This is a genomic window from Microcoleus sp. MON1_C5, from assembly GCF_036701875.1.
Lineage (GTDB): Bacteria > Cyanobacteriota > Cyanobacteriia > Cyanobacteriales > Microcoleaceae > Microcoleus.
Genome location: NZ_JAUBRN010000082.1, coordinates 1 through 23,143 on the forward strand (window position 1 = coordinate 1; position 23,143 = coordinate 23,143).

Below are 23,143 nucleotides of genomic sequence, written 5' to 3' on the forward strand. Positions count from 1 at the left end.
AGAATCAGTTGGCGTGCCATCACTGATGCCCTCTAAACAGTATCCTTATTCTATGCAACTTCATGTAAAATTGGTATCATAGCCAGGACTTTCGCTTTGAGGCTCTTGTTTCAACCCCTGCCGAAATGAGGGTTTAACGTTAAGTTGACACCAATGCCCACAATAATCATCCTCAAATTGTGTTACGCCCCTTTTTCAGCATCTGGAGAGGTATGGCTGGGATGAGGGCAAACAATTTACGATCGCTGGTTAACTGGACTTGGTATGAAATAGCTCATATTATTTTCTCTCCCTCGCCTGAAATAAAATTAGTTGGTAGTGAGGACTTTAACCCTCATAAAACTCGCTCGTACTTCCGTCGTCACTACAAACGTTATAACGGTTATAATACCCGATTTTATATTATAACTGAGACTATTTTCCACGAGTCCGACGCTCTAACTCTTTAATTACTCTCAGAACAAACAGCGACATTAAAGCGCCAATTAATGCCAGTTGCCACAACCCGCATCCGGCCGCAGTTCCTAAAGCTGCTGACACCCAAATAGCGGCGGCAGAGGTGAGTCCGTGAACTTCAACTTTGCCTATTTCCTGTTGATTTTGCCGCAGGATTTCTCCGCCTCCCAAAAACCCAATCCCGGCAGCAATGCCTTGAATTACGCGCGCTACAGCATCTCCTCCGTTTTCATTTTTACCCATTGCCAGCGGCATTAAAACAAACAGTGCAGAACCCATACTAACTAGCATATGAGTTCTCAATCCCGCTGGTTTGTGTCTGAGTTGGCGCTCCCATCCAATAATTCCGCCAACGAACAGGGCTAGGCACAACCTTAATAGTAGGCCTAGCCAATGATCGGGAGACCACAAGTTAGCGATCGACAATGTTTTACTGCAAATAATTAATCCGAAGATTCCAATATTAGCGGAGTACGATGTCCGATCGCAATGTCACTGCCAAATCTTGTTCCGGGCGAATCACGAGCACGTCAACGCTGCGCCGCCCCAACAATACTCCAGCTATAGCGCCGATCCCAGCGCCTCCCAATACTTCTTCCGTGGCGATCGCTTTGTCACCGGTAATGCCTGCTAGTGCTGCTGCTGCTGCTGCACCCAATGCTGCACCTTGCGCTAATGAACCTGTGCCAGCACCTTTTTGGACTCTTTCGCTTCGGGTAATAATTCCCGAATAGCCATCAATCCGATAGCGTTGGCGGCGGCTGATAATTAACTCTCTGGCAACAAATTGAGTACCGATTTGATTGCCTCTTCTGACAGGTTGGAGTGTCCCGACTATCTGGCTGCCTCCGGGGATTAATACTCTGCCTTGAGGTGTGCGGATGTCTCGCGCCACTGTTAAAGTTAAAGGTGCAGTTTCTTCGCGGGTGACAACTATTTTGTCTTTTTCATAGCTAACTGGAATTACACTGCCCGACGGAATTCGGATGCTATCAAATTGTGAAATTCGTTGTTGGGCTTCTGCGGGAGTAGCTACCACCAGCGGCGCGCTGGTTCCAACTGTAATGCCCAGTGCGAGGATCGCTGCTGTTGCTGAACGCCATTTTTGAGAAGTAATCATATAAATTGTCTCCTTGCTGCGGTTTTTGTTTACTTAGGAACGCAATAGTGCTAAATGTGTTTCTTGTTTCGCATTCATCTGATGTTTTGATTATGGCAGGCTGGAATTCTACAAGTTGGGAAGATAAGGTAGATAATCGAAACTTTTAAAATTTGGAAAGATCGAGAAAATGGGCAAGATTGGGAAGATAAGGAGGATAAAGGAGAGATTTCGATTCATCGTCCCCCTTAGCCTCTAATTAGTTAAGGTGAAATTCCCGCACGAAGGCTGGGATCGCCAGGTTAATTGTTGAGAGCGTTTAAAGCTAACAATCCAGCACCGAAAGCTGGTTCGTATCGGGGCGAAATAACCTTAGCCTTTGGGGCGATCGCACTTATGGCCGCTTCAAACCGACCTCGGCAATTTGCCTCGCCGCCCCACACACCTCCTACGATCACAATTTCAAATTCTTCTGTTTGGTTAAATAGCGCTGAAATGGCTATTTTTGTTGCATAGGTTAATTCTGCCACAGCATTATTGATAATGCTGTCAGCGACGCGATCGCCCTCTGCTGCTGCTCCCTCGACAATCGGCGCTAAAGCTGCAATTTCTTTGACTCCCCAACCGCGCCCGTAAACGACTTCTACCAATTCTTCTAGGTTATTGAGGCCTAAATGCTTTTGAAATTTTTCCGCAAGCACGGTAAAATCTTCGCGTCCGTCATAGAACTTCAAAGCAGCTTGCAAACCCTGAAGGGCGATGTTATATCCGCTGCCTTCATCGCCTAAAATATATCCCCAACCGCCGACTCGTTTAGTTTTCCCGTGACGGTTTTGCCCGAAAACAATCGAACCGGTTCCTGAAATAACGGCGATACCCACTGGATGACCTGTACCGCCAGCAAGTGCGATCGCGCAATCGCTGGAAATTACTATATTCCTGGGCAGGAACGATCGGGTTACTGGTAAAGTATTCGTAAACTGCAAGTTCTGCACTACAAATTGCACTATTTCACGATCTTTTGGACGCCCGACGCCTGCTAGTCCCAGACCAATTGCTTCTATGTTGAGATTGCCTACAGCCTCGACCTGAGCGGACAGAACTGCTCGTTCGATCGCCAATTGAATGGATTGTTTGGCTGTCTCAATTCCCAGGGTTTGATAATTTGACGGCCCTGCTTCCCCCCGTCCTAAAACAAGGTGGTTGTCATCCATTAAAAGGCAGATAGTTTTAGTGCCGCCGCCGTCGATGCCGAATACGTAGCTCATGAATAATTTACAGAATAATAGAGCAACCCAGATTAACAGAGATATGTCTATTCTACGCTTTGTACAATCCGATTAAATCGACAGAGCAATGCTAATAATAATTAAACCTAATAATGCTAACCAAACCAGATGGCGCTGACACCAATTTTTGATCGATTGCAGCCCGTTGCCGCTGCTGTAAGGGATCGTCTGTGGCACAAGTGGCTCAGCTCGATCGTGATAAAGCGTGCATTCTTTGGCAAAGGGACGCTGCGGGTAGTTGCAAGTGTCGTCTTCGTGATAAATACAGTTAGTGCACAGAAATTCTTCGGGTTTCGATCGATAAAGAGGGATACCCGGATGACCGAAAGCTTTGAGAGGGATTTTGCAGTGCGGACAGGCGAGCGCTCGGGCGTCTACAGGTTGGTGGCAGCGGGGGCAATCAGGCATAGACAGCAGGGTTATGGGGTAAGGTGGTGGGTAGGCTCATTAGGGGGTTTTCCGAACGCCGATTAGCGCGATCGGCTCGCCATCAGGCGGCTTGATGCTCCAAAATAGAAAGGTAGGTGTGCGCTGATGTAACTTTAAGTTTACAGATGGTTTCGCAGCGACAGCAGGCTACCTGAGCCGATCGGGTATGAAAGGGCAAACATTAGGAAAAATCTATGGATAACAATAGCAACTTACTCAAACAACTGGTAATGCTGGGCATTGGTACTACCTCCCTGGTAGCCGAGAAATTGCAGGAAGCTAGCGAGCAATGGGTCAAAGATGGCAAAATCAATCCCGAGCAAGCCAAAACCTTTGTCGATGACATGACGGAGCAGCTCAAGTCTGAGCAGGGCAATTGGGATACGCAGTTGCAGCGGCAATTGCGGAATATTCTCCAAGATATGGGAGTCCCCCGACAGTCCGAAATGGATGAGTTGCGCGGAAGGCTCGATCGTTTGGAACGTCAGATGCGAGATTTAGAAAACCGTAACTGGCGCTGAGTTCGATCCTCTTCGAGGGCTTCGCTAACGCCCGCGAGGAGTTCGCTGTTATCTTGTGATAAGATTGTCACCCGAAGCCAGAAGGCTAAAAAAGGCACTCATGTAGAAGCCATTTATGTAGAATTACAAACATTCTGACTTCATACTTTTGCCTTGAAAATTATCTGGTATCTGCCGTTTTTTGGTGGAAAAGTTCAGATAAAATTGGCTATTTCTTGTTGTTGTAGATGTCTTAGATATCTAAGATATCGCGGTTAAAAGTATCAGGAGGATTAATTTTGCGAGGAGTTCTAGTCAGCTTGGGGGTAATGCTGGTTTGCTTTTTGTTTTTGATAGTCGCTCAAATGGGCGGTTCTGGGTCCCAAGCAGTTGCAGCCGAATTGAACAATCTTTTACCCGAGACTGCTATTGAGAAGTTGTCAGCGCAGTCTTTGAATGAGAATAGCTTGCTAGTAGCGGATGCTACTTTACCGAAGGTACCAGCTACTATCGCTGGCAATAACATGACTGATAATACTGAGAAAACTGTCACCACCGATTCCGGTCTGAAATATGTTGAATTGAAAGAGGGTAATGGGGCGACTCCAAAAACCGGGCAGACGGTTGTCGTGCACTACACTGGAACTTTGGAGGATGGCACGAAGTTTGACAGTTCTCGCGATCGCAATTCTCCTTTTCAGTTCAAAATTGGCGTAGGTCAAGTAATTAAGGGTTGGGATGAAGGTGTCGGTACGATGAAAGTTGGAGACCGCCGCAAGTTGATTATTCCCCCTGAACTCGGTTACGGTGCTCGCGGTGCGGGCGGGGTGATTCCTCCTAATGCTACGCTGATTTTTGATGTGGAATTGTTGAAAATCGCTGGCTAGGTAGCTCAATCTAATTCAACGTAAAACTTTTACGGTGTTTAGAAACCCGGTTTTTTTTAAGAAACCGGGTTTCTGTGTAATAAGCTGTTCCGCATTTAAGTTGTATTTTTCAGGCGGGCGAGACGCCCACCCCACAATAATTTCATCAAAGTTGACTGTAAAATTTAGCTGCACCTGGGCTTATTAAGTCTGGTAAATTAACCACAATATTGGTAGTGGCAGGTTTCACCAACCATCTTCCATTCACCTCGACAATATCTATAAACCCGCCGCCACTTAATCGACCCAACTTTATAACTGCCAATTCAACTGACATAATATATAGCAATTCCTTGCAGGAGTCGTAAACTTTTACCCCACCCCAACCCTCCCCTTATCAAGCGGAGGGAGTAAGAAATTCACAAATGATGCGAAGATTGCTATAAGCCCTGGTGGATTTACGATCGCTTCGGAGATGCCAGATTGCGAAAGCAGGTATATTGGGCGTCAAATAATAGTTTGATAATTCCTGTGGGGCCGTTTCTGTGTTTGGTAATAATTACTTCTGCAATTCCGCGATCGGGCGAATCAGGGTTATAGTATTCATCGCGGTATAGCATAATTACTAAATCTGCGTCTTGCTCGATCGATCCGCTTTCTCTCAAATCAGACATCATCGGCCGCTTGTTTGTCCTCGCTTCCACACCCCGACTCAACTGAGATAAGGCAATAATCGGCACGTTGAGTTCGCGGGCTAAACCTTTAAGACTTCTGGTAATTCGAGATAGTTCTTGCACGCGGTTGTCGCTGGTACCTTCCATTAATTGCAGGTAATCTAGCAAAACTAATCCTAGGGTTCCGCCTTGTTCTGCTTGGAGGCGGCGGACTTTCGATCGTATTTCTGTGACGGTAATATTGGGAGTATCGTCAATAAACAGCGGTAGTTCTGATAAATTGCCAATGGCTGTGCTGATTGGTTCCCATTCGTTTTGACTGATTCTACCCGATCGCAAGCGGTTGCTTTCTATTTTGGCTTCGCTGGACAGGATGCGCTGCACTAGCTGTTCTTTCGACATTTCTAAGCTGAAAACGGCAACCGGCAATTTCTGCAGTCCAGCGGCGATGTGGTGGGCGATATTGGTACAAAAGGCCGTTTTGCCCATCGCCGGTCTAGCTGCAACGATGATTAAATCCGATCGCTGAAAGCCTCCTGTCATGGCATCTAAGTCATAAAAGCCGCAGGGAATACCGGGAAGTGTCAGGCCTTCATTGCGATTTTCTAGGTCTTGAAATGTTTGGTTTAATGTTTCACCGATCGATACTAAATCCTGTTGCGGGCGTTCTTGAGTTATGCTGAAAATTTCTTGTTCGGCGCGGTCTAAGACTGTTTCTAGTGGTGTTGCCGTCTCGTAACCTAATTGTACTATGTTGTTGCCAGCTTCGATTAATTTGCGGCGCTGATATTTGTCTTCAACTAAAACTGCATATTGGTCGATGTTGACTGCAGAAACTGTGCGATCGACTAATTGTGCTAATTTAGTTAGTCCTCCTACTTGCTCTAACTGGTTGCGATCGGTTAGCGCAGTTGTTACCGTCATTAAATCGGTAGGTTGACCCTGTAAAAATAGCCCTAATGCCGATCGATAAATGACTTGATGAGCGGTGATGGCAAAAAACTCCGGTCGCAGCAGTTCGGCAATTCGGGAAATAGCTTCGGGGTCAATTAAAATCCCGCCCAAAATTGCTTCTTCTGCCTCTATATTTGTCGGCATCAAATCGCTCATTAGTCAATATTTCTCAGTCATTAGTTATTAGTTGCCAGTTATTAGTCGTCAGTTCTCAATCTGTAAGGAAGGCGTCACTCACTTCGCAAGTTAGCAGTGCTTAGTTGTTAGCTAATGACTAATGACTAACAACTAATGACTGATGACTGATAACTCTTAATTACATCGGAACAACTTGAATATCAACTTCGGCGGTAACTTCTGCGTGTAGTTTGATTTCAGCTTTGTATGTACCAGTTTGGCGAATTTCGGGCAGAGTGATGCCGCGCCGATCGACTTCTTGACTGGTAGAGTTGAAAATCAGTTCTGCTACTTCTTGGTTGGTGACAGTACCAAAAATCGCGTCTGCTTCGCCAACTTGCTTGGAGATGATGAAAGGCCCAGCCGATTGGAGGGCGGTTTTGCGGACTTCAGCTTGCTGCTTGAGCTCTAGCTGGCGCAGTCTTTCTTCTTCACGGCGGCGCTCTGCTTGCTTCAGAATGCCCGGAGTGGCTTTAAATCCCATTCCTTGGGGTACTAGGTAGTTGCGGGCGTAGCCCGGGGCTACTTCTACTACGTCGCCAGCTTTACCGAGTTTGCTGACATCTTTATTTAAAACTAATTGGACGCGCTTGGCCATGATCGTGGGTTGTGGGATTTTAACTGCAACTTTTTATAATAGCGAAGTTTGAGGGGCGATCGCAAGGAAGTTCGGCAACGGATTATTTAACGGATGTAACGGATATAACGGATGTAACCGATGGATGTTGAGATTCGAGGTTCGAGATTCGAGGTTCGAGGGAAGAAACAGGGATAATATTTTTAACGGGCAAATTCAGTTTGAAATTACGCAAAACGGGGGTGCTGTAATGAGCCAAATCAACTACAGTGCAATGTCTTACCGAGCACTCAGGCTTTATTTTCAAGGCGCTTGGCGACGATCGATCGCGCTACAGTAGCAACTAACTCAGTCGGCTCGATCGGCTTGGCTAAGTGTTTGTCAAATCCGGCTTGCAAAACTTGGCGCTCGTTCGCTTCTCCAGCATAGGCCGTTAAGGCGATCGCCAACAACTGCCGATACTCAGGCGCAAGCTGAGTGCGGATGCGATCGATCAACATATACCCATCCATATGCGGCATTCCAATGTCGCTGACGAGCAAATCCGGCGCAGTTTGTTCGATCGACTCTAGCACCTCAGCAGCAGATGACAGGGAAATCACCTCTGCACCCGCTTCCTCAAGCACGAAAGCGACAAAATCTCGCGAGTCAGGCTCATCATCTACCACCAAAATTCTCAATCCAGCTAGCGGCAAGGATGAGAGCTCGGGAGGAGCAGCCCCATGACGTTCTTCCTCCTCCTGCCTTCTAGAATCATCATTTAAAAGCGGTAATCTCACCGTAAACGTCGCTCCTTGACCTTCTCCGGCGCTTTCTGCAAACACCGTTCCGCCGTGAAGTTCAGTGAGTTGGCGGACGATCGCCAATCCCAATCCCAAGCCGCCAAATTTGCGAGTTGTAGCGCCATCTTCTTGTCGGAAATGGTCAAAAACATAAGGCAAGAAATTGGGAAGAATTCCTTTACCAGTGTCTATGACTTGAATTTGAGCTTGGCCTTCGATTTGCATTAATCGAACTTCAACTCGACCGCCTTCGGGCGTGAATTTCACCGCGTTTGACAGCAAATTCCAGACAATTTGCTGCAAGCGACTTGTATCGCCGAGAATTTGCCCGACATCGGGATTTAAAATTGTTTGAATTTGAACTTTTTTGGCTTCGGCTGCTAATTGCACGGTTTCCAAAGCAGACATGATAATGGTTGCCACATTCACCGGAGCGACATTCAATCTGAGTTTCCCTTGCAGAATCCGAGACACGTCAAGCAAGTCTTCGATTAGTTGAGATTGTAGTCTGGCGTTACGCTCGATCGTCTCAAAAGCCTTGGCACTTTGACTCGCGTTCAGCTTGCCACCGACGAGCAGTTGCGACCAGCCTAAAATCGGATTCAGGGGCGATCGCAACTCGTGAGAAAGCACCGCCAGAAACTCGTCTTTAATGCGGTTAGCTCGCTCGGCTTCCGCGCGAGCAGTTTGTTCTAATTGCAGAACCATATCGCGCTCGGTTTCCACTTGTTTGCGCTCTGTAATGTCGATAACAGAGCCGATATAACCCTCAAATTGTCCGCTTTCGGAAAATCTGGGAGCAGCCGCATCGATCGCCCAAGAATATCCGCCATCCTTGCGCCCGACGCGAAATTCTACGCGGTAAGGTTCCTGGCGTTCGTTGGCTGTCAAAAATGCTTTTTTGACCTGTTCTCGGTCTTCTGGATGCGCCGCGTTTACCCAACCGAATCCCAAACCAGTTTCCTCTGTTTGACCTGTGAATTCATACCAGCTTTCGCTCAGGAAAGTGCAATAGCCTGTGGAGTCTGTTACCCATACCATAAAAGGAGCGTTGTTAGCCATATTGCGGAATCGTTCTTCGCTTTCTTGCAGCGCTGCTTCGGCTTGTTTGCGTTCTGTGATATCCCGACAGACAACCACTCCGCCTTTGATTTCGCTGCTAGTATCAACTACCGGATAACCGCTGATACTGATCCAGCGACCTTCGGAATCTTCGCGGCGGACAAATACCTCTACATCATTGACATATTCACCTTTGATTGCTCTGGCTAGAGGTAGTTCAGCGTTGGGGAAAAGGGTTTTTTTGTCATGCAAAAATAGTCCGTAGGTGCTCGACCATTCCTCATAGGATTTTTCATTCGATAGCGGACCGAATATCCCCAGGGCAGCTCGGTTAAACAACACCAACTCCCCTTGTTGGTTGGCCAAAATCAAACCATCACCAATGCTGTCAATAATTACTTGCAATAACTTAGTTTGTTCTTGCATGGCGACTTCTGCTTGTTTGCGATTTGTGATGTCGCTGGAGATGCCAATCAAGCCGATGACTTCTCCCGCCTGATTGCGGTAGGGAGCTTTCATTACCAGAAAGGTCCGAATGCCATCGTGAGATTCTTCGAGGACTTCTGTTTGTCCAGATTCCATAATGCGCCGATCGTTTTCCGTGACTCTGGCTGCAAGTTCTACTACTGGGTATAAATCGATATCGCGACCACCAATTACTTCAGAAGCAGGTTTGCCCATTATTTCCAGCGTGGCTGGATTTGCATAAATAATCTGTCCTTCTCGATTTTTGACAAAAATTGGCGTGGGCGCTGACTCGTTAATCACATTCAAAATCGCATTTTTTTGCCGCAGTTCTTCTTCTGTGTGTTTGCGATCGCTAATATCGCTCCAATAAGCCGTAAGTCCTTCGGCCGCAGGATAGGCGCTCACTTCTATATACATCTGGAGCGAGGGCGAATACTCTTCAAACTTGACAGAAACTTGCTCGTTAACGACTCGATGGAATTCTTGATATGTCCTCGAATTGGATTCTCGCTCGGCGGGGAATACCTCCCAGATCGATCGACCTAGCAAGTCCGATCGAGAGCGAGAAAGCAGTTTTTCTGCTGTGGCATTAACGTAGGTATAGCGCCATTCTGAATCGAGCGCCATAAAGGCATCGGTAATACTTTCTAGAATATTGCTGACTTGTTGGTTGGCCGCTTGCAGCGCAAGTTCAGCGTTTTTGCGCTCGGTGATGATTTCGCAAAAAATCATGATGCCGCCAATCTCATTGGTGTTGGTTCGCCAAGGATGAATTTCCCAGCGCACCCAGTCGATCAAGCCATCAGGGCGGGGAAACTGATCTTCTTGGCAGATTTCGACTTCTCCCGCCAGACAGCGCTGGTGGACTTGTTTAAAACGATCGGGCAAATTGGCAAAGATGTCGTAGTGCGATCGGCCCACAATGTTTTGAGTACCGAGCCCGTAACTTGACAGCCAGCGGTCGCTCACCAGCATATACCGCATCTGGCGGTCAAACATCGCCACTCCCGCAGGCGAATGTTTGACGAACAGCCGCAGTTGTTCTTCCTGCTGCCGCAACCGATTCTCCGATTGTTTGCGATCGCTGATTTCTTTGAAAAGTATGGCGACTTGTCGGCTCTGTGGCTCAGCAGTGCGGAACGCCAAAACATCGAACCAGCGGTTCATGACTTTCGAGCCATGCTCGAAGCGCAGGGGTTCCCCCGTCAGCGCGACTTTGCCGTAAATCTCAAACCAATAATCTTGGATATCCGGAACGAGCTGTCGCACCGTTTGACCCACAGGTTGTTCTAGTCCGGTTTGTTTCAAGAAGGCCGGATTGACTTCCAAAAAGCGGTAATCGATCGGCTTTTCGTTTTCGTCAAACAGCATTTCGATGACGCAAAAACCTTCGTCTAGGGACTCAAACAAAGTGCGATAGCGTTCCTCGGAACGGCGCAAAGCAGCAAGAGCTTGTTTGCGATCGCTAATATCCATAAACGCCGCCACACAGCCGCGAACGGCGCCTTGTTCGTCAAATAACGGCACCGCATTCACCAACCAATCAAAGGCCACCCCGTCCTCGCGCACCATTTGAATTTCCACATCTCGCACTTCGACGCCGGAAGCCACGGCTAGTTGCATGGGGAGTTGTTCTCCCGGAATTTCCTGTCCGTTGCGGAGTCGTCTAAAGGGAAGGACTGCCGCTTGCTCTCCGATTCCAGAAACATTGGTATCGGGCGACACTTTCAACATCGACTGGGCAAACCGGTTAGCGCGAATTACTTGACACTGTGGGTCGTCGGCGATCGTAATACCGACAGGTACAGCATCAAGTATCGATTGCAGTTCATTAATTCGTCGCTCTAATTCTTGGTTGAGCCGTTGAATTTCTTTTTTGGTAGCTTTGCGTTCGGTAATTTCATGCACCGTCACATTCACGCCCAAAACGCGATCGTCCTCGGCTTTCAGCGGATAGAGACTCAACAGCCAATCCTGTTCGACTCCTGGCTGTGCTGAGTTCGTCCCGCGAACTTCGAGCTGTTGAAGTGGTATTTTAGTTTCAATAACTTGTCGGTAAAGCGGCTCTAAATCATCTGCCATTTCTGGCAAGATTTCGCGCAATGTTTTGCCGATGTGGGCGGCGGCTGGAACTCCGTTAATTTCTGCTAGCCGATCGTTGAGGCGGACAAACCGCAACTCGGTATCTATAAAGCAAAGTCCGATCGGCGCACTAGCATAAATTGCCTCGATTTCTGCTAGTTGTTGGTGTGCTGTTTGGGCTTGTTGAATAAAAACAGCCCGATCCGCCTTCTGCTGAGTCACATCTTGAAAATAAACGGCAAGCCCCGATGGGATTGGATAGGCTCGTACCGCATACCAAGCATTGAGCGGTGGATAAAAAGATTCAAAACTAACTGTAACTTGGAATGTGGCGGCGTGGCGATATTCCTGCTCAAACAAACTGCCAACTGATTCGGGAAACTCTTCCCAAATCCTGCGGCCAATCAAATCTTTCGAGGGTCGATTCAGCCACCGTGCCGCTTGCGAATTGAGGTAGGTAAATCGCCAGTCTCGATCCAAAGCAAAGAACCCGTCCGAAATACTTTCGAGGGTGTCTGAGAGTTGTTGCGCGGGCGCGTTACAGACTGGTTCGGGCTGAGGTTGAGCGATAGGAGTGAAGGTTGTTACTACCGCATAGGGAGTCGATCGATCTCCCTGAAATAAAGGTTGAGAATTGAGCGTCAACCAAATCAATTCTCCCTGTGGCCGATCGAAGCCCATGATGACATTTAAACATGGTTGCCCGGTTTGCAGCGCCACCATCGCCGGATGTGTGTCGCCGGGAAAATCCGAGCCATCTTCACGCAGAGTCTGCCACCGACTGTTGATTGAAGTGCATAAGAGCATCTGTTGTGCTGTCATCCCCAACAGATCCTGGGCGTGAGAATTGCACCCCTGAATGCTACCATCTGCCAATTGCAGAACCATCCCTACATCAGTTGGCCAAGGCGCGGCTGGGTAGAACGCTTTGTTAGAATCCGTTGAAACAGAGGGGTCGATTTTTGCTTGGGGTTCAGTATTGCGGGGGTTTTGCATCGGTTTCTAACAACGCTTATTTTACTTTGGGCAAAGCCAATCGCGCTCAATAATAGGGAAATAACCAGAGGAACTTTTGATTGGAGCAGGGTGACACTTCAAACCTAAGATGGATGTCGATCGTTGTGCGGTAATATCGATCTCTAGACAATTTATTTTATCGTAGAGTCCCACGTCTGAACCATTTGCGGGATTCAGCACAGGCGACGAGGAATTTTCTGGCTGTTTCAAATGCCAGGTTAGTCCATCTCATTATTTTTCGCGTGGCTGCATATTACCAATGGCTGTTGCTCGTTTTCGGGTGCGAACAGATGGCACTTGTGCACAGATAAATAAGTGGATGAAGCTTGAAAATACATAAGGTCTCTCTGGGAGCGAATGAAACGAAGCAATCACTCTTGTTATGCCCGCCTTACATTCTGTTACATTGTAAACTTTATTTGCGCCTACCTACTTAGAAACCCCGTTTCTTCGTGTAAATCTAACCGGAAATTTAGGCAAGATTTTGTTCGTCTCAACGGTAAACGGGCGCTCGCATTTACCTCAATACAGGGTCGCCTGCTTCCTCCAGTCCCAACGTTTGTGTCACGTTTGCCGTTCATCCCACAAACTTAATCATATGCACATATTCACAGCCGCCGATCGCACCTATATTCTGGGGTTAGCAGCACTTCTCAAGTCTGTAGATCTCAATGTTAGCCAATGTGGGGAGCAGCCTGTAAAAATTAGCATTGTATCTACTAGGATAGATGCACAGCAAAAGGAACAGTTACAGAATTGCTGCAAATACAAGATTGAATGGCAAGAATTGCAATCTAATTACGACCAACTTCTTTCGATATCAGGTTCTAAACTTCCTTACGTTAAATTGGAGCCGCGAAAATATACCAAGGAAACAGAAAGGCTGATTTGGCTCGACAGCGACACGATCGTTCTGGGGAGCTTAGAGCCGCTGTGGAACCTAGATTTTCAAACTCTGCCGATAGCAGCCGCAGCCAACGTCTGGGGAAATCCCAACCATTATCAAGATCTAAACCCTTATTTCAATAGTGGTGTTTTAGTTTACAACATGAAGCTTTGGGAGGAAGAGCAACTGTCCGAAAAGTTGCTCCAAAACGCTAGAACCCACGTTTGGGGCGATCGCGATCAAGGTGCATTAAATTCAGTTTTAGTGGGAAGGTGGAAGCAATTAGATCAAATATGGAACAGCCACAAGAGTGATGATAGGTCAAGTAAAGTCATTCACTTTATGTCAAGACCGAAACCGTGGGAAAGCTCCGCCCCCAATCAATTATGGCTCGATATGTTGTCTCAGACACCGTTTAAGGACGAACTTAAAAAAATTCCCCATAAGTTTAAGGGGCTGTCGAGCTTTCAGGTAAAATACAAAAGACTTGACCGATGGTTGAGCGAACCAATACTCAAGTTTAAGAGTTATCTGAAGAAACAAAAACTTTAAGGTCAAAATTGGTCTTTCATACCGCGCAATCGAGCGAATGTTTGCACTGGATCGCGGGTGTTGGCGGCTGATTGGATCTGGGGAGAATCCCAGCGCAAAAATGGGTTTGTGCTTTTTTCGATGCCGATCGATGATGGTATTGTAGGTTGCGATCGACTCCGCGCTTCCTTGACTTCGGCGAAGCGCTGCTGTAAATCGGGATTGTCGCCATCCACACTCAAGGCAAATTGCAGGTTGTTCAGCGTGTATTCGTGGGCGCACCAAACTCTGGTATTGTCCGGCAAGTTTCGCAGTTGTCCCAGAGAGGCTAACATTTGGGCGGGAGTGCCTTCTTTGAGCCGGCCGCAGCCTCCGGCAAATAAGGTGTCGCCGCAGAACAATTCGCCGATTTCGCTGGGGTTGCTGGGGGGGAAATAGTAGGCGATGTGAGCTTTTGTGTGGCCGGGTACGAAGAAGACTTCGGCGGTTCTGTTGGCGAAAGAAACTCGATCGCCAGCTTGTAAAAACACTTGCTGTCCGGGAATTCTGCCTCTATCTTCTGCGCCCCCGTAAACTTTAATTTGGGGAAAGCGATCGATCAGTTCCTGATTGCCGCCGATGTGGTCGCGGTGGTGGTGGGTATTGAAAATTGCGGTTAATTCGGCTCCGAGTGCTTGCAGTTGCTCTACTACTGGCTGCGATCGCGCTGGATCGACGACGGCTGCTGTGTGGCTATCGGGGTCGTGCAGCAAGAAAATGTAATTGTCGGACAGTACCGGAAGCCGATAAACCTGCATAGAAAGGTGCCTCTCTAGGAAAAATATTATATAATTAAATTAGTTCTGAACGCTATCCGAAAGCTGATTGCAGATTTATTAAGTCCGCGTATCTATCTTGGGAAGTAAAACTCTGATACGTTATTTATGCTGTTGAGCCAAGTGATTTACGGTCGGGTACGCACCATTTTTGGGTCAATAAGTGCAATCGGCTTTAATTATTTTAGCATACAAGCGATCGAAGAATAAATGCGAACATCTCACAACAAATCGAACTTAACAATTTCTCAAAAAGTCGATCGGATTGTAGCGTCTGGTAAGATCACTCGCCGGGAACACTTAGTTTTGACTTCGGCTATCCTATCAGATGATAAAATTTCAGAAGAGGATCGACATCAGATTAATCGGATATTTGATTATATCCAAATTGGTCGCCTCAAGTTTATCGATTGAACAGAAAGACTTGCACAGTCAGCATCTATCTGGAGTATAAAAAGCGTTGTTTAGGAGTGCGATCGTTCTGTCCCGCACAGCAAAGCCTATATATTTCGCTTGAATTCTCCGGCTCACGCCTAGTGTGAAAGCGTCTGATGTGGCAGTCTCAAGTTAACAAGGCTCTTGGCAATCCCAGCTACAAAAACAGGCAGAAGAAAATGAGTGCAGACAAACCAACTATTTTGGTGACGGGCGGAGCTGGATATATTGGCTCTCACGCGGTATTAGCGCTGAAAAACGCCGGTTACGGTGTGGTGATTTTGGATAATTTAGCTTACGGTCACCAAGATATAGTAGAGCAGGCTTTGCAGGTGGAGTTTATAGTTGGCGATACGAGCGATCGCACTCTTCTCGATAACCTGTTTGCTACGCACAAAATTGATGCGGTAATGCACTTTTCTGCATACGCTTACGTGGGCGAATCTGTTACCGACCCAGCTAAATATTACCGCAACAATGTCATCGGTACTATTACCCTTTTGGAAGCAATGCTCGCTGCTGACGTGAAGAAATTTGTGTTTTCTTCTACTTGCGCGACTTACGGCGTACCGCAGAAAATCCCGCTCACAGAAGACCACCCACAAAACCCGATCAATCCCTACGGTGCTACTAAGTTAATGGTAGAACGGATTTTGTCGGATTTTGACGCTGCTTACGATTTCAAGTCTGTTTGTTTCCGCTATTTTAACGCGGCTGGAGCCGATCCGAACGGGTTGTTAGGAGAGGATCACAATCCAGAAACTCACCTGATTCCGCTGGTGTTGTTCGCTGCTTTGGGGAAACGAGATTCGATCGCGATTTTTGGCACGGATTACGATACTCCTGACGGTACTTGCATCCGGGATTACATTCACGTTAACGATTTGGCATCCGCTCACATTTTGGGATTAGAATATTTGCTAAATGGTGGCAAATCTGATTTCTTTAATTTGGGCAACGGTGGCGGGTTTTCGGTGAAAGAGGTAATAGAAACGGCTCGCCAAGTGACGGGAAAAGAGATTAAGGCTGTTGAGCGTGAACGGCGTCCGGGCGACCCTCCTGCTTTAGTTGGTAGCAGCAAAAAGGCGATCGAAACCTTGGGTTGGTCTCCTGAATATCCCGACATTAAGAACATTATCTCCCATGCTTGGCAGTGGCACCAAAAACGCCACTCGCAGGCAGAACTATAAAGATAGAAGGCAGAATTAAAATTTTAATTCTGCCTTCTATCTTTACAGGAAATGAGTTAAAATACAATATTTTTTAGGTGCTAATTGAATTGGGAAATGAAAGAAAGTTTACCACCCATTTATTTTTATATTCCCAAAAGCCAGTGGCCTGTAGGAGATATGCCACAAATCCCCGAGGAATACGGCGACTGGATGAGTTCTTGGAACAGCAGGTACGGCCGAGGAAAGTATGACTGGACATTGCAAACTTATCTTTATTTGAAAGCAGATGGGTTGTCATGTAAACTAATAAATTTTGTGCCGAAGGAAGGAATTGTAATTTCCCATCGAGATTTTTGGTCGGACAACTTAAAACCATCTTCAAAGTTGTTGATTGTTTGTATAAAAGTAGATCGAGAACCTCACCCATATGCTCAGTTACAAGTTGTGCAAAATAATCAAGATGAATTGTTAAAGCGATCGCAATTTTTGTGGCAGAGTTATCCCCTGAGATCTTGGCTGCAATCCAAGTTAATTCCGCGCGATCGCAACCGGGGCGCTCGTTTTGAAAATGTTGCTTTTTTCGGCATTTTAGACAATCTAGCTGCTCAATTGCAACAACCACAGTGGGAGGAACAACTCAGTGCTTTGGGTTTGCGGTGGGAGGTGGTAAAATGCGATCGCTGGCATGACTACAGCGAAGTTGATGTAATCGTCGCTGTTCGGAGTTTTGAGGGCAGTAACACTTTTGACTCGAAACCAGCATCGAAATTGATTAACGCTTGGCACGCGGGAATTCCAGCCATTTTGGGGCGGGAATCAGCCTATCGCCATGAACGCAAAAGTGAACTTGACTACATAGAAGTAGCTTCGACAGAGGAGGCTATTGCTGCTCTCTTTCGTCTGAAAAATGATTTTAATTTGCGCCAAGAAATGGTAAACAATGGGAAGATCAGAGCTCAGGAAATGGGTAATACTAAAATTACTTCCCAGTGGCGTAATTTTTTGACAAACGTAGCTGTTCCTGCCTATTACCGCTGGTGTATGGCATCACTGGCGCAGCAGCAAATATTTTTGATGCGTCGCTATCTAATTCTGAAAGCGAACCGCGTACAAAGCCAGCTAAATCAACTTTTATCTGTCAAATCACCATGAAAATTTGCTATTTTATCCAAACGCATCAAAATCCTCACCAAATTTATCGACTGGTTCGTACCATTAAGCGAGCGAGTCCTGATGCTCTAATTCTGATTAATCACAACTTTAATCGATGCGATTTAGGATTGACCCCACTTCAAGATTTGTCAGATATACATTTATTGCAAAATCAGGAGTATTTAATCCGAGGTGATTTTTCTTGTCAAGTTCAACCATACTTAAATGCAGTTAACTGGTTGTTTGAAAACAATTCTGATTTTGACTGGCTCATCAATCTGACTGGTCAAGACTATCCGACTCAACCCCTGTCAGAAACTGAAAACTTTCTCGCGAACACAGATTGCGATGGTTTTATCAGCTATTGGGATATTTTTGCTGACCAAATACCTTGGGATCGAGACAAGGGTTTTAAGCGGTATTATTGTATTTACTGGCGAATGCCAGGGAAATCGAGCTACCTTTTTTTGAAAAATTTTCAGCAATTGTCGCTGGTAAAAAAAAGGACTTGGCTGAAATTTTATTTGACTTATGGGCCACTGGTAGGGATACCGTGCCGCTCGACTCCATTTAACAATGAATTTATTTGCTATGGGGGTCGGGCGTGGTATACTCTTTCTCGAAAGTGCGTTGAATATATCAAAAATTTTGTTGACAGTTGCCCAGATTTTGTTGCCTACTATCAAGGAACCGTCGTACCTGAAGAGTCTTTTGTACAAACTATATTGGTGAATAGCAAAACTTTTAATTTGGTGAATGACGATCGGCGCTACATTGATTATAGAGGAGCAGTTGCTGGTTCTCCCCGCACGCTGACCATTCAAGATTATACCACAATTACTAATGGCAATTTCCACTTTGCTCGCAAATTCGATATGAACCAAGATGCTGAAATTATGGACAAGCTAGATGCGTTGATTTTTAATTGAGTTAATGCCCTACTCTGGAACCACTCGGGAGCATCTCAATGAAAGCAGCCCAGCTATAAATTGGAGTTTTGAGGCAGGAGGCAGGAGGCAGGAGGCCGAAGGAAAGAGTCAGAAGCAAGGAGCCAGAAGAAGTGTTTTTACAAATATGAGATGCTCCCAACCACTCAAACAAATAATACTTAATTTTTGATTTAATTATTATAGGGCGTTGGTTACCGCCACGCAGAGAGAAAAGTGAAATTAGAAACCAAGGGATTTATCACTATTTTAACCGGTCTTTACTCTTTCCAGGATTGCGTTCATTTTCTGGCGTCTGTCAGGAAGTTTCACCGCGAACCCATTATTATTTTAATAGATAGAGTCCCTCTAATTTTATATCCTTTACTTCTGGTGTTTGGAAATGTCATATTGAAACCTGCACCCTCTCACGAAAATCCTGTTTTAGCGTCGCGGCTAGCTAAGCTGGCTTTGTACGGGGAATCTCTCTTTGAGAAAACTATTTATATGGATTGTGATATTTGTTTGCTGTCGCCAATAGATGAGGTTTTTGATTTTCTTGACGGGGTGGATTTGTTGGTGACGGAAGATGTGCAGCCTGCGATTGCTAAAGCGGCAAATTTATTAAGAGTGAAGCAGAATATTCTGTCAACTTTGCAGTCTGTCGGGTTGCCGCTAAATGAAAATAGCATTCAATACAATGGTGGATTTATCGCTTTTACGAAAAGCAGTAAAACTCAGGAATTGTTCACAAACTTTAAGAAATATTTTGATATGGTAGTGGCGCATCAAAATGTGCTACTGTTAAAAGACCAGGGCGCTTTTGCGGCGGCTGTTGAATCGGTGAAACCGAAAAGGGCAACTTTGTCCCCGGTTTACAACTACTTGGATAAGTGGAAAGATGTTTATACGATCGACAAACCGATTAAAGTAATGCACTGCACTTATCCTTACCGCCCTCAGTACGCGAAGAACGTGACGCGATCGCTGTTTACTAGAATAGTCGATCGCACGGCTAAAATATTTTTACCAAATCAACTTAACAATCCCTGGCGTTTAAAATAATTAAAGTTTGTTGGCAAACTGCATCAAAAACAACAAATTTCCGCCCACAATTAAAATAAATTAGCCTCAACATATCCGAAAATTTACTTAGAAGAATTATTGCTGGTTTGAATAACAGTCTTGGGTTCATCACCGTGTTTTTTTTTACCAAAAGACGCGTTGCCACCCTTTTCCCTGGTTAAAAACCCGGTTGCTTTGGTCGGGAGTGCGTGAGTCCCCATCGCCTTGACAAAAGCTCGGTTAAGCAGGAAAATCAAACAAATGTTATAAACAAAATACTTAGTGAAAGTTTCATTAGTAGTGAGCGATTTGTCAGGAGCAGGTGCAATTCGTGCTTTTTTCTTAGCTCAAGTCTTGATAGAGCTTAAATGTGATGTAGAAGTTGTTGGATTTCAGTTTGGCAAGGAATTGTATGCTATTCCTCCCAGAGATATCCCGGTATGTGCAATACCGGGTAAAAATTATCCGGGGTTTTTGATGGATGCTCAAAAACTTTGGAAAAAAATAGATGGGGATATTATTTATGCAGTCAAACCTAAACCTACAAGCTTTGGGTTATCACTGCTAAAAAAACTGGCGACTCGCCACTCTATAATTCTAGATATAGACGACTGGGAACTGAGCTGGTACGGCGGAGATGAATGGAAATACCGTCCTTCTTTTAAACAACTTTATCGAGATATTTTTAAACATAATGGTCAATTGAGAGAACCAGATAATCCCCTCTATGTAAAGTGGATGGAAAGTCTCATCCACGGTGCTGATGCAGTCACCGTTCATACTGAGTTTTTAAAACAGCGTTTTGGTGGTGTATATTTGCCTAATGGTAAGGATACTGCAATGTTCGACCCTGCTAAATACAATCCTGAATTGAGCAGACAGCGTTACGGCTTGTCCGGGTATAGAGTTCTGATGTTTCCGGGGGCACCGCGACCTCATAAAGGCGTGGAGGATGTTTTGATGGCCCTCGAACAGTTAAATGAGCCCGATTTAAAATTAGCGATCGTCGGCGGGAGTCCTTATGATGATTATGATGATAAACTTGTGAAACAATGGGGGCGTTGGATTATTAAACTGCCAAGGTTTCCAGTGGAAACGATGCCGTCGGTTGTAGCGGCGGCTCATGTTGTCGTTGTTCCTCAGCGAGAAACTCTTACAGCCGTGGCTCAGTTTCCGCTCAAGCTGACAGATGGCATGGCAATGGCTAAGCCTGTTTTGTCTACGCGAGTGGGGGATATTCCAGCAATTTTAGGGGGAACGGGTTATTTAGTCGATCCGAGTTCTCCCGCTCAAATTTCACAAAAAATTCAATGGATATTTCAAAATTTGACAGCGGCTAATTTACAAGGTATGAAAGCTCGGGAAAGATGTGTGAAAAAATATAGTATTCAAGCAATGAAACCGATACTTTCAGATATAATCGCAGGTATGTAAAGGTTATTTTAAAACCACTCACGGGAGGAAGAAAAACTGGCTGTTATTAAAGAATATTTTGAGATGCCGTACTGTTTAGCTGGGAATGCTTCATGTCTGCCAATAAGCTACTCCTAAAATTTGCCAGACGATATCCCGGCAGGATTCTCTTAACTGTGATGCTGGGCTTTTCTGGCGCTTTATTTAACGGTATCAGCACGACTCTGATTGTACCAGTGCTTTTAAGTTTTTTAGAGGAAGCAATCGAGCTGCGTGGCGCTCCACCTCTAATTAAAACTTTGATGTATCCCTTTGAGGGAATGCCCGGAAATCAGCGTTTAATGTTGATGACCGGGGCGGTTGTGCTGGCAATTTTTTTAAAAAATGTTGCGAGTTATATCAATACTTTAGTAGCTACTTCTCTGACGCGATCTCTGACTTTTGATTTGCGAGAAGCAGGTTTGCGGTTGTTGTTAGAAGTAGATTTAGATTTTTACTCTAAAACTAAAGTCGGGGATTTAATTAATAGATTGGGTGGAGAGATTGGTCGGACTGCTAGTGCAGTTGGTACGGCCATCGGAATGTTTACTACCTCAATCACAGTTTTGGTTTTTGTGGGTCTGCTACTTTCGATCTCGTGGAAACTGACGGTGACAGCTACAGTTTTGCTGGCGTTAGTTGCTTGGACAAATCAATATATTATTAACCGTTCCAAGCATTTTGGCCACCTGCTTTCTGAAATGTCGAAAGATTATTCGGTTAGGGTGCTGGAAACGATTACTGGGATTCGGCTGGTTAAGTCAACCGGGAACGAGGAAAGGGAGTATCAGCGGATCAAGCATTTAATTCAAAGGCGAGAACAAGCGGATTTTCAGGCTCAGGTAAATTATGCGGCGATCGCCCCAATTAACGAAGTTGTTAATTTGATAGTTATAATTTTGATTGTATTTATAGGTCGCACAATATTTGCAAATGAGATAGAGTCTATTTCTACAATTTTATTAACCTACTTATTGGTACTTTTTAGGTTAATTCCTTTAATTTCTCAGTTGAATAGCGGGCGCAGTCAATTTGCTAATACGTCGGCTAGTGTAGAGGTGGTTAATGATTTTTTGAGGCGTGACGACAAGCCATTTATGCCGAAAGCGAAAGCTTCTGTGCAGTACACTCATTTGCGCTCGGGAATTCATTTTAATAAAATATCTTTTAGTTATCCTAACCACAAAAATTTAGTTTTGCAAGGAATTGATTTATTTATACCTCACGGCACTACTTTGGCTTTGGTAGGAACTTCGGGTTCTGGCAAGTCAACTTTGGCAGATTTACTGCCTAGATTTTACGATCCTACTGAAGGCCATATCTCGATCGATGGCACGGATTTGCGTGACTTTGAGCTGAAAAGTCTCAGACAAGCGATGGGTATTGTTAGCCAAGATACGTTTTTGTTTAATGCTTCAGTGCGCGAAAATATTGCTTACGCTAGGCCCGAAGCGACTGACGAAGAAATTGTGGAAGCGGCGAAGGGAGCGAATGCTTACGAGTTTATCCAACTGTTGCCGGAGGGGTTGGATACTCAAATTGGCGATCGCGGCGTGATTTTATCGGGAGGGCAGCGTCAGAGAATTTCAATTGCTAGAGCCCTGCTGCAAAACCCGGAAATCTTAATTTTAGATGAGGCAACGAGTTCGCTGGATACGGTTTCGGAAAGGTACGTGCAAGCGGCGATCGAGAAATTGAGTTGCGATCGCACAACCTTAGTCATCGCCCACCGCCTCTCCACAGTCCAAAAAGCCAACAAAATCGCCGTGATCGATCGCGGACAAGTAGTAGAAATGGGTTCCCACGAAGAATTGCTAGCAAAAGGAGGTTACTACACTCGCTTGTATTCAGTGCAATTTGCCGAAGAAACCGCTCGCGATGAAGCTCTAATTAGAGGTTCTTACGAAATTCGCACTCGCCTGACTCCCATGATAGCTTACCTCAAATTGCTAGTAGATGAAATGGTAGACTCTCCCGAAGAAAGAGACGAGTTAATCCGAGAATCATTTCACTCTGCTGCTAATATTTTTACTACTTTAGAATTTATAGAAAAGACTATTAAGCGTCAGGCTGTTAAAAAGTAGTCAGAAGAAAGAAGGAGGAAGAAAGAAGGAAGAAGGAAGAATTTAGGAAGAAGGAGCCATAAGTCATATCATGTCGGGTTGATTTACCTTTGTTCCCAGGGTCCGCCTAGGAATACATACAGCAGATTGCAAGTTTATAGATGACAGTAGCAGCATTTAGTAAACCAGTTTTTTAGATGTTGAGGATTTATTA

18 protein-coding genes are annotated in these 23,143 nt (G+C 45.5%); 9 read left to right on the forward strand and 9 right to left on the reverse strand.

What is annotated here, in order from left to right:
* Positions 1–414: 414 nt before the first annotated feature.
* From QUA71_RS26360 to QUA71_RS26375, 4 genes are all read right to left on the reverse strand, one after another.
* Positions 415–882: an MgtC/SapB family protein gene (locus tag QUA71_RS26360; protein WP_333289627.1), complete on the reverse strand. Its 468-nt coding sequence runs from the start codon at positions 880–882 to the stop codon at positions 415–417.
* A 37-nt stretch (positions 883–919) separates the two neighbouring features.
* Positions 920–1,576, reverse strand: a complete 657-nt coding sequence (locus QUA71_RS26365; protein WP_190662148.1) for a hypothetical protein — start codon at positions 1,574–1,576, stop codon at positions 920–922.
* 281 nt (positions 1,577–1,857) lie between these two features.
* Complete coding sequence (locus tag QUA71_RS26370) at positions 1,858–2,823, reverse strand: BadF/BadG/BcrA/BcrD ATPase family protein (RefSeq protein ID WP_333217489.1); 966 nt, start codon at positions 2,821–2,823, stop codon at positions 1,858–1,860.
* Between the two features lie 72 nt (positions 2,824–2,895).
* The gene (locus QUA71_RS26375; RefSeq protein WP_333289629.1) at positions 2,896–3,252 is read right to left on the reverse strand and encodes a zinc ribbon domain-containing protein; all 357 of its coding nucleotides are present in this window, start codon (positions 3,250–3,252) and stop codon (positions 2,896–2,898) included.
* Between the two features lie 215 nt (positions 3,253–3,467).
* Here QUA71_RS26375 and QUA71_RS26380 point away from each other — a divergent pair, with 215 nt between their 5' ends.
* Together QUA71_RS26380 and QUA71_RS26385 are read left to right on the forward strand one after the other, a co-directional pair.
* Positions 3,468–3,794: a phasin family protein gene (locus QUA71_RS26380; protein ID WP_190662145.1), complete on the forward strand. Its 327-nt coding sequence runs from the start codon at positions 3,468–3,470 to the stop codon at positions 3,792–3,794.
* Positions 3,795–4,072: 278 nt separating this feature from the next.
* Positions 4,073–4,660 (forward strand): FKBP-type peptidyl-prolyl cis-trans isomerase, encoded by a 588-nt coding sequence (locus tag QUA71_RS26385; RefSeq protein WP_333217491.1) that lies wholly within the window; start codon positions 4,073–4,075, stop codon positions 4,658–4,660.
* 145 nt (positions 4,661–4,805) lie between these two features.
* Here the strand turns inward: QUA71_RS26385 and QUA71_RS26390 are convergent, their stop codons facing one another.
* The 4 genes from QUA71_RS26390 to QUA71_RS26405 all read right to left on the reverse strand — a co-directional run bounded on the left by QUA71_RS26390 (position 4,806) and on the right by QUA71_RS26405 (position 12,411).
* Positions 4,806–4,976: a hypothetical protein gene (locus QUA71_RS26390; protein ID WP_333289631.1), complete on the reverse strand. Its 171-nt coding sequence runs from the start codon at positions 4,974–4,976 to the stop codon at positions 4,806–4,808.
* Between the two features lie 121 nt (positions 4,977–5,097).
* Positions 5,098–6,423, reverse strand: a complete 1,326-nt coding sequence (gene dnaB / locus QUA71_RS26395; protein ID WP_333289633.1) for a replicative DNA helicase — start codon at positions 6,421–6,423, stop codon at positions 5,098–5,100.
* A 160-nt stretch (positions 6,424–6,583) separates the two neighbouring features.
* The gene (gene rplI, locus QUA71_RS26400) at positions 6,584–7,042 is read right to left on the reverse strand and encodes a 50S ribosomal protein L9 (RefSeq protein ID WP_333108796.1); all 459 of its coding nucleotides are present in this window, start codon (positions 7,040–7,042) and stop codon (positions 6,584–6,586) included.
* 269 nt (positions 7,043–7,311) lie between these two features.
* Positions 7,312–12,411, reverse strand: coding sequence for a PAS domain-containing protein (locus tag QUA71_RS26405; RefSeq protein WP_333289635.1), 5,100 nt, complete (start codon positions 12,409–12,411; stop codon positions 7,312–7,314).
* Between the two features lie 619 nt (positions 12,412–13,030).
* On the opposite strand from QUA71_RS26405, the gene QUA71_RS26410 reads away from it, so the two are divergent.
* Positions 13,031–13,870 carry a glycosyltransferase gene (locus QUA71_RS26410; protein WP_333289637.1) on the forward strand — a complete coding sequence of 280 codons (840 nt, stop codon included), beginning with the start codon at positions 13,031–13,033 and terminating at the stop codon, positions 13,868–13,870.
* A gap of 2 nt (positions 13,871–13,872) precedes the next feature.
* Here the strand turns inward: QUA71_RS26410 and gloB are convergent, their stop codons facing one another.
* Positions 13,873–14,646 (reverse strand): hydroxyacylglutathione hydrolase, encoded by a 774-nt coding sequence (gloB, locus tag QUA71_RS26415; protein ID WP_333289639.1) that lies wholly within the window; start codon positions 14,644–14,646, stop codon positions 13,873–13,875.
* A 632-nt stretch (positions 14,647–15,278) separates the two neighbouring features.
* On the opposite strand from gloB, the gene galE reads away from it, so the two are divergent.
* The 6 genes from galE to QUA71_RS26445 all read left to right on the forward strand — a co-directional run bounded on the left by galE (position 15,279) and on the right by QUA71_RS26445 (position 22,950).
* Positions 15,279–16,289: a UDP-glucose 4-epimerase GalE gene (galE, locus tag QUA71_RS26420; protein WP_190659095.1), complete on the forward strand. Its 1,011-nt coding sequence runs from the start codon at positions 15,279–15,281 to the stop codon at positions 16,287–16,289.
* Between the two features lie 96 nt (positions 16,290–16,385).
* Positions 16,386–17,423 (forward strand): hypothetical protein, encoded by a 1,038-nt coding sequence (locus QUA71_RS26425; protein ID WP_333289641.1) that lies wholly within the window; start codon positions 16,386–16,388, stop codon positions 17,421–17,423.
* Entirely contained in the window at positions 17,420–18,352 is a 933-nt protein-coding gene (locus tag QUA71_RS26430) for a beta-1,6-N-acetylglucosaminyltransferase (protein WP_333289643.1), read from the forward strand. Before QUA71_RS26425 ends, QUA71_RS26430 begins: the two co-directional genes overlap by 4 nt.
* 234 nt (positions 18,353–18,586) lie before the next feature.
* Positions 18,587–19,414 carry a hypothetical protein gene (locus QUA71_RS26435; RefSeq protein ID WP_333289644.1) on the forward strand — a complete coding sequence of 276 codons (828 nt, stop codon included), beginning with the start codon at positions 18,587–18,589 and terminating at the stop codon, positions 19,412–19,414.
* Between the two features lie 282 nt (positions 19,415–19,696).
* Positions 19,697–20,848: a glycosyltransferase family 4 protein gene (locus QUA71_RS26440; RefSeq protein ID WP_333289646.1), complete on the forward strand. Its 1,152-nt coding sequence runs from the start codon at positions 19,697–19,699 to the stop codon at positions 20,846–20,848.
* A 92-nt stretch (positions 20,849–20,940) separates the two neighbouring features.
* Complete coding sequence (locus tag QUA71_RS26445) at positions 20,941–22,950, forward strand: ABC transporter ATP-binding protein (protein ID WP_333289648.1); 2,010 nt, start codon at positions 20,941–20,943, stop codon at positions 22,948–22,950.
* The last annotated feature ends 193 nt before the right edge of the window (positions 22,951–23,143 follow it).

Excerpts from the sequence above, each read along its gene's own strand:
- QUA71_RS26380 (WP_190662145.1), top strand. The coding sequence starts at position 3,468 with ATGGATAACAATAGCAACTTACTCAAACAACTGGTAATGCTGGGCATT.
- galE (WP_190659095.1), top strand. The coding sequence starts at position 15,279 with ATGAGTGCAGACAAACCAACTATTTTGGTGACGGGCGGAGCTGGATAT.
- QUA71_RS26430 (WP_333289643.1), top strand. The coding sequence starts at position 17,420 with ATGAAAATTTGCTATTTTATCCAAACGCATCAAAATCCTCACCAAATT.
- QUA71_RS26405 (WP_333289635.1), bottom strand. The coding sequence starts at position 12,411 with ATGCAAAACCCCCGCAATACTGAACCCCAAGCAAAAATCGACCCCTCT.
- rplI (WP_333108796.1), bottom strand. The coding sequence starts at position 7,042 with ATGGCCAAGCGCGTCCAATTAGTTTTAAATAAAGATGTCAGCAAACTC.
- QUA71_RS26445 (WP_333289648.1), top strand. The coding sequence starts at position 20,941 with ATGTCTGCCAATAAGCTACTCCTAAAATTTGCCAGACGATATCCCGGC.
- QUA71_RS26390 (WP_333289631.1), bottom strand. The coding sequence starts at position 4,976 with ATGTCAGTTGAATTGGCAGTTATAAAGTTGGGTCGATTAAGTGGCGGC.
- QUA71_RS26375 (WP_333289629.1), bottom strand. The coding sequence starts at position 3,252 with ATGCCTGATTGCCCCCGCTGCCACCAACCTGTAGACGCCCGAGCGCTC.
- gloB (WP_333289639.1), bottom strand. The coding sequence starts at position 14,646 with ATGCAGGTTTATCGGCTTCCGGTACTGTCCGACAATTACATTTTCTTG.
- QUA71_RS26365 (WP_190662148.1), bottom strand. The coding sequence starts at position 1,576 with ATGATTACTTCTCAAAAATGGCGTTCAGCAACAGCAGCGATCCTCGCA.
- QUA71_RS26425 (WP_333289641.1), top strand. The coding sequence starts at position 16,386 with ATGAAAGAAAGTTTACCACCCATTTATTTTTATATTCCCAAAAGCCAG.
- dnaB (WP_333289633.1), bottom strand. The coding sequence starts at position 6,423 with ATGAGCGATTTGATGCCGACAAATATAGAGGCAGAAGAAGCAATTTTG.
- QUA71_RS26410 (WP_333289637.1), top strand. The coding sequence starts at position 13,031 with ATGCACATATTCACAGCCGCCGATCGCACCTATATTCTGGGGTTAGCA.
- QUA71_RS26370 (WP_333217489.1), bottom strand. The coding sequence starts at position 2,823 with ATGAGCTACGTATTCGGCATCGACGGCGGCGGCACTAAAACTATCTGC.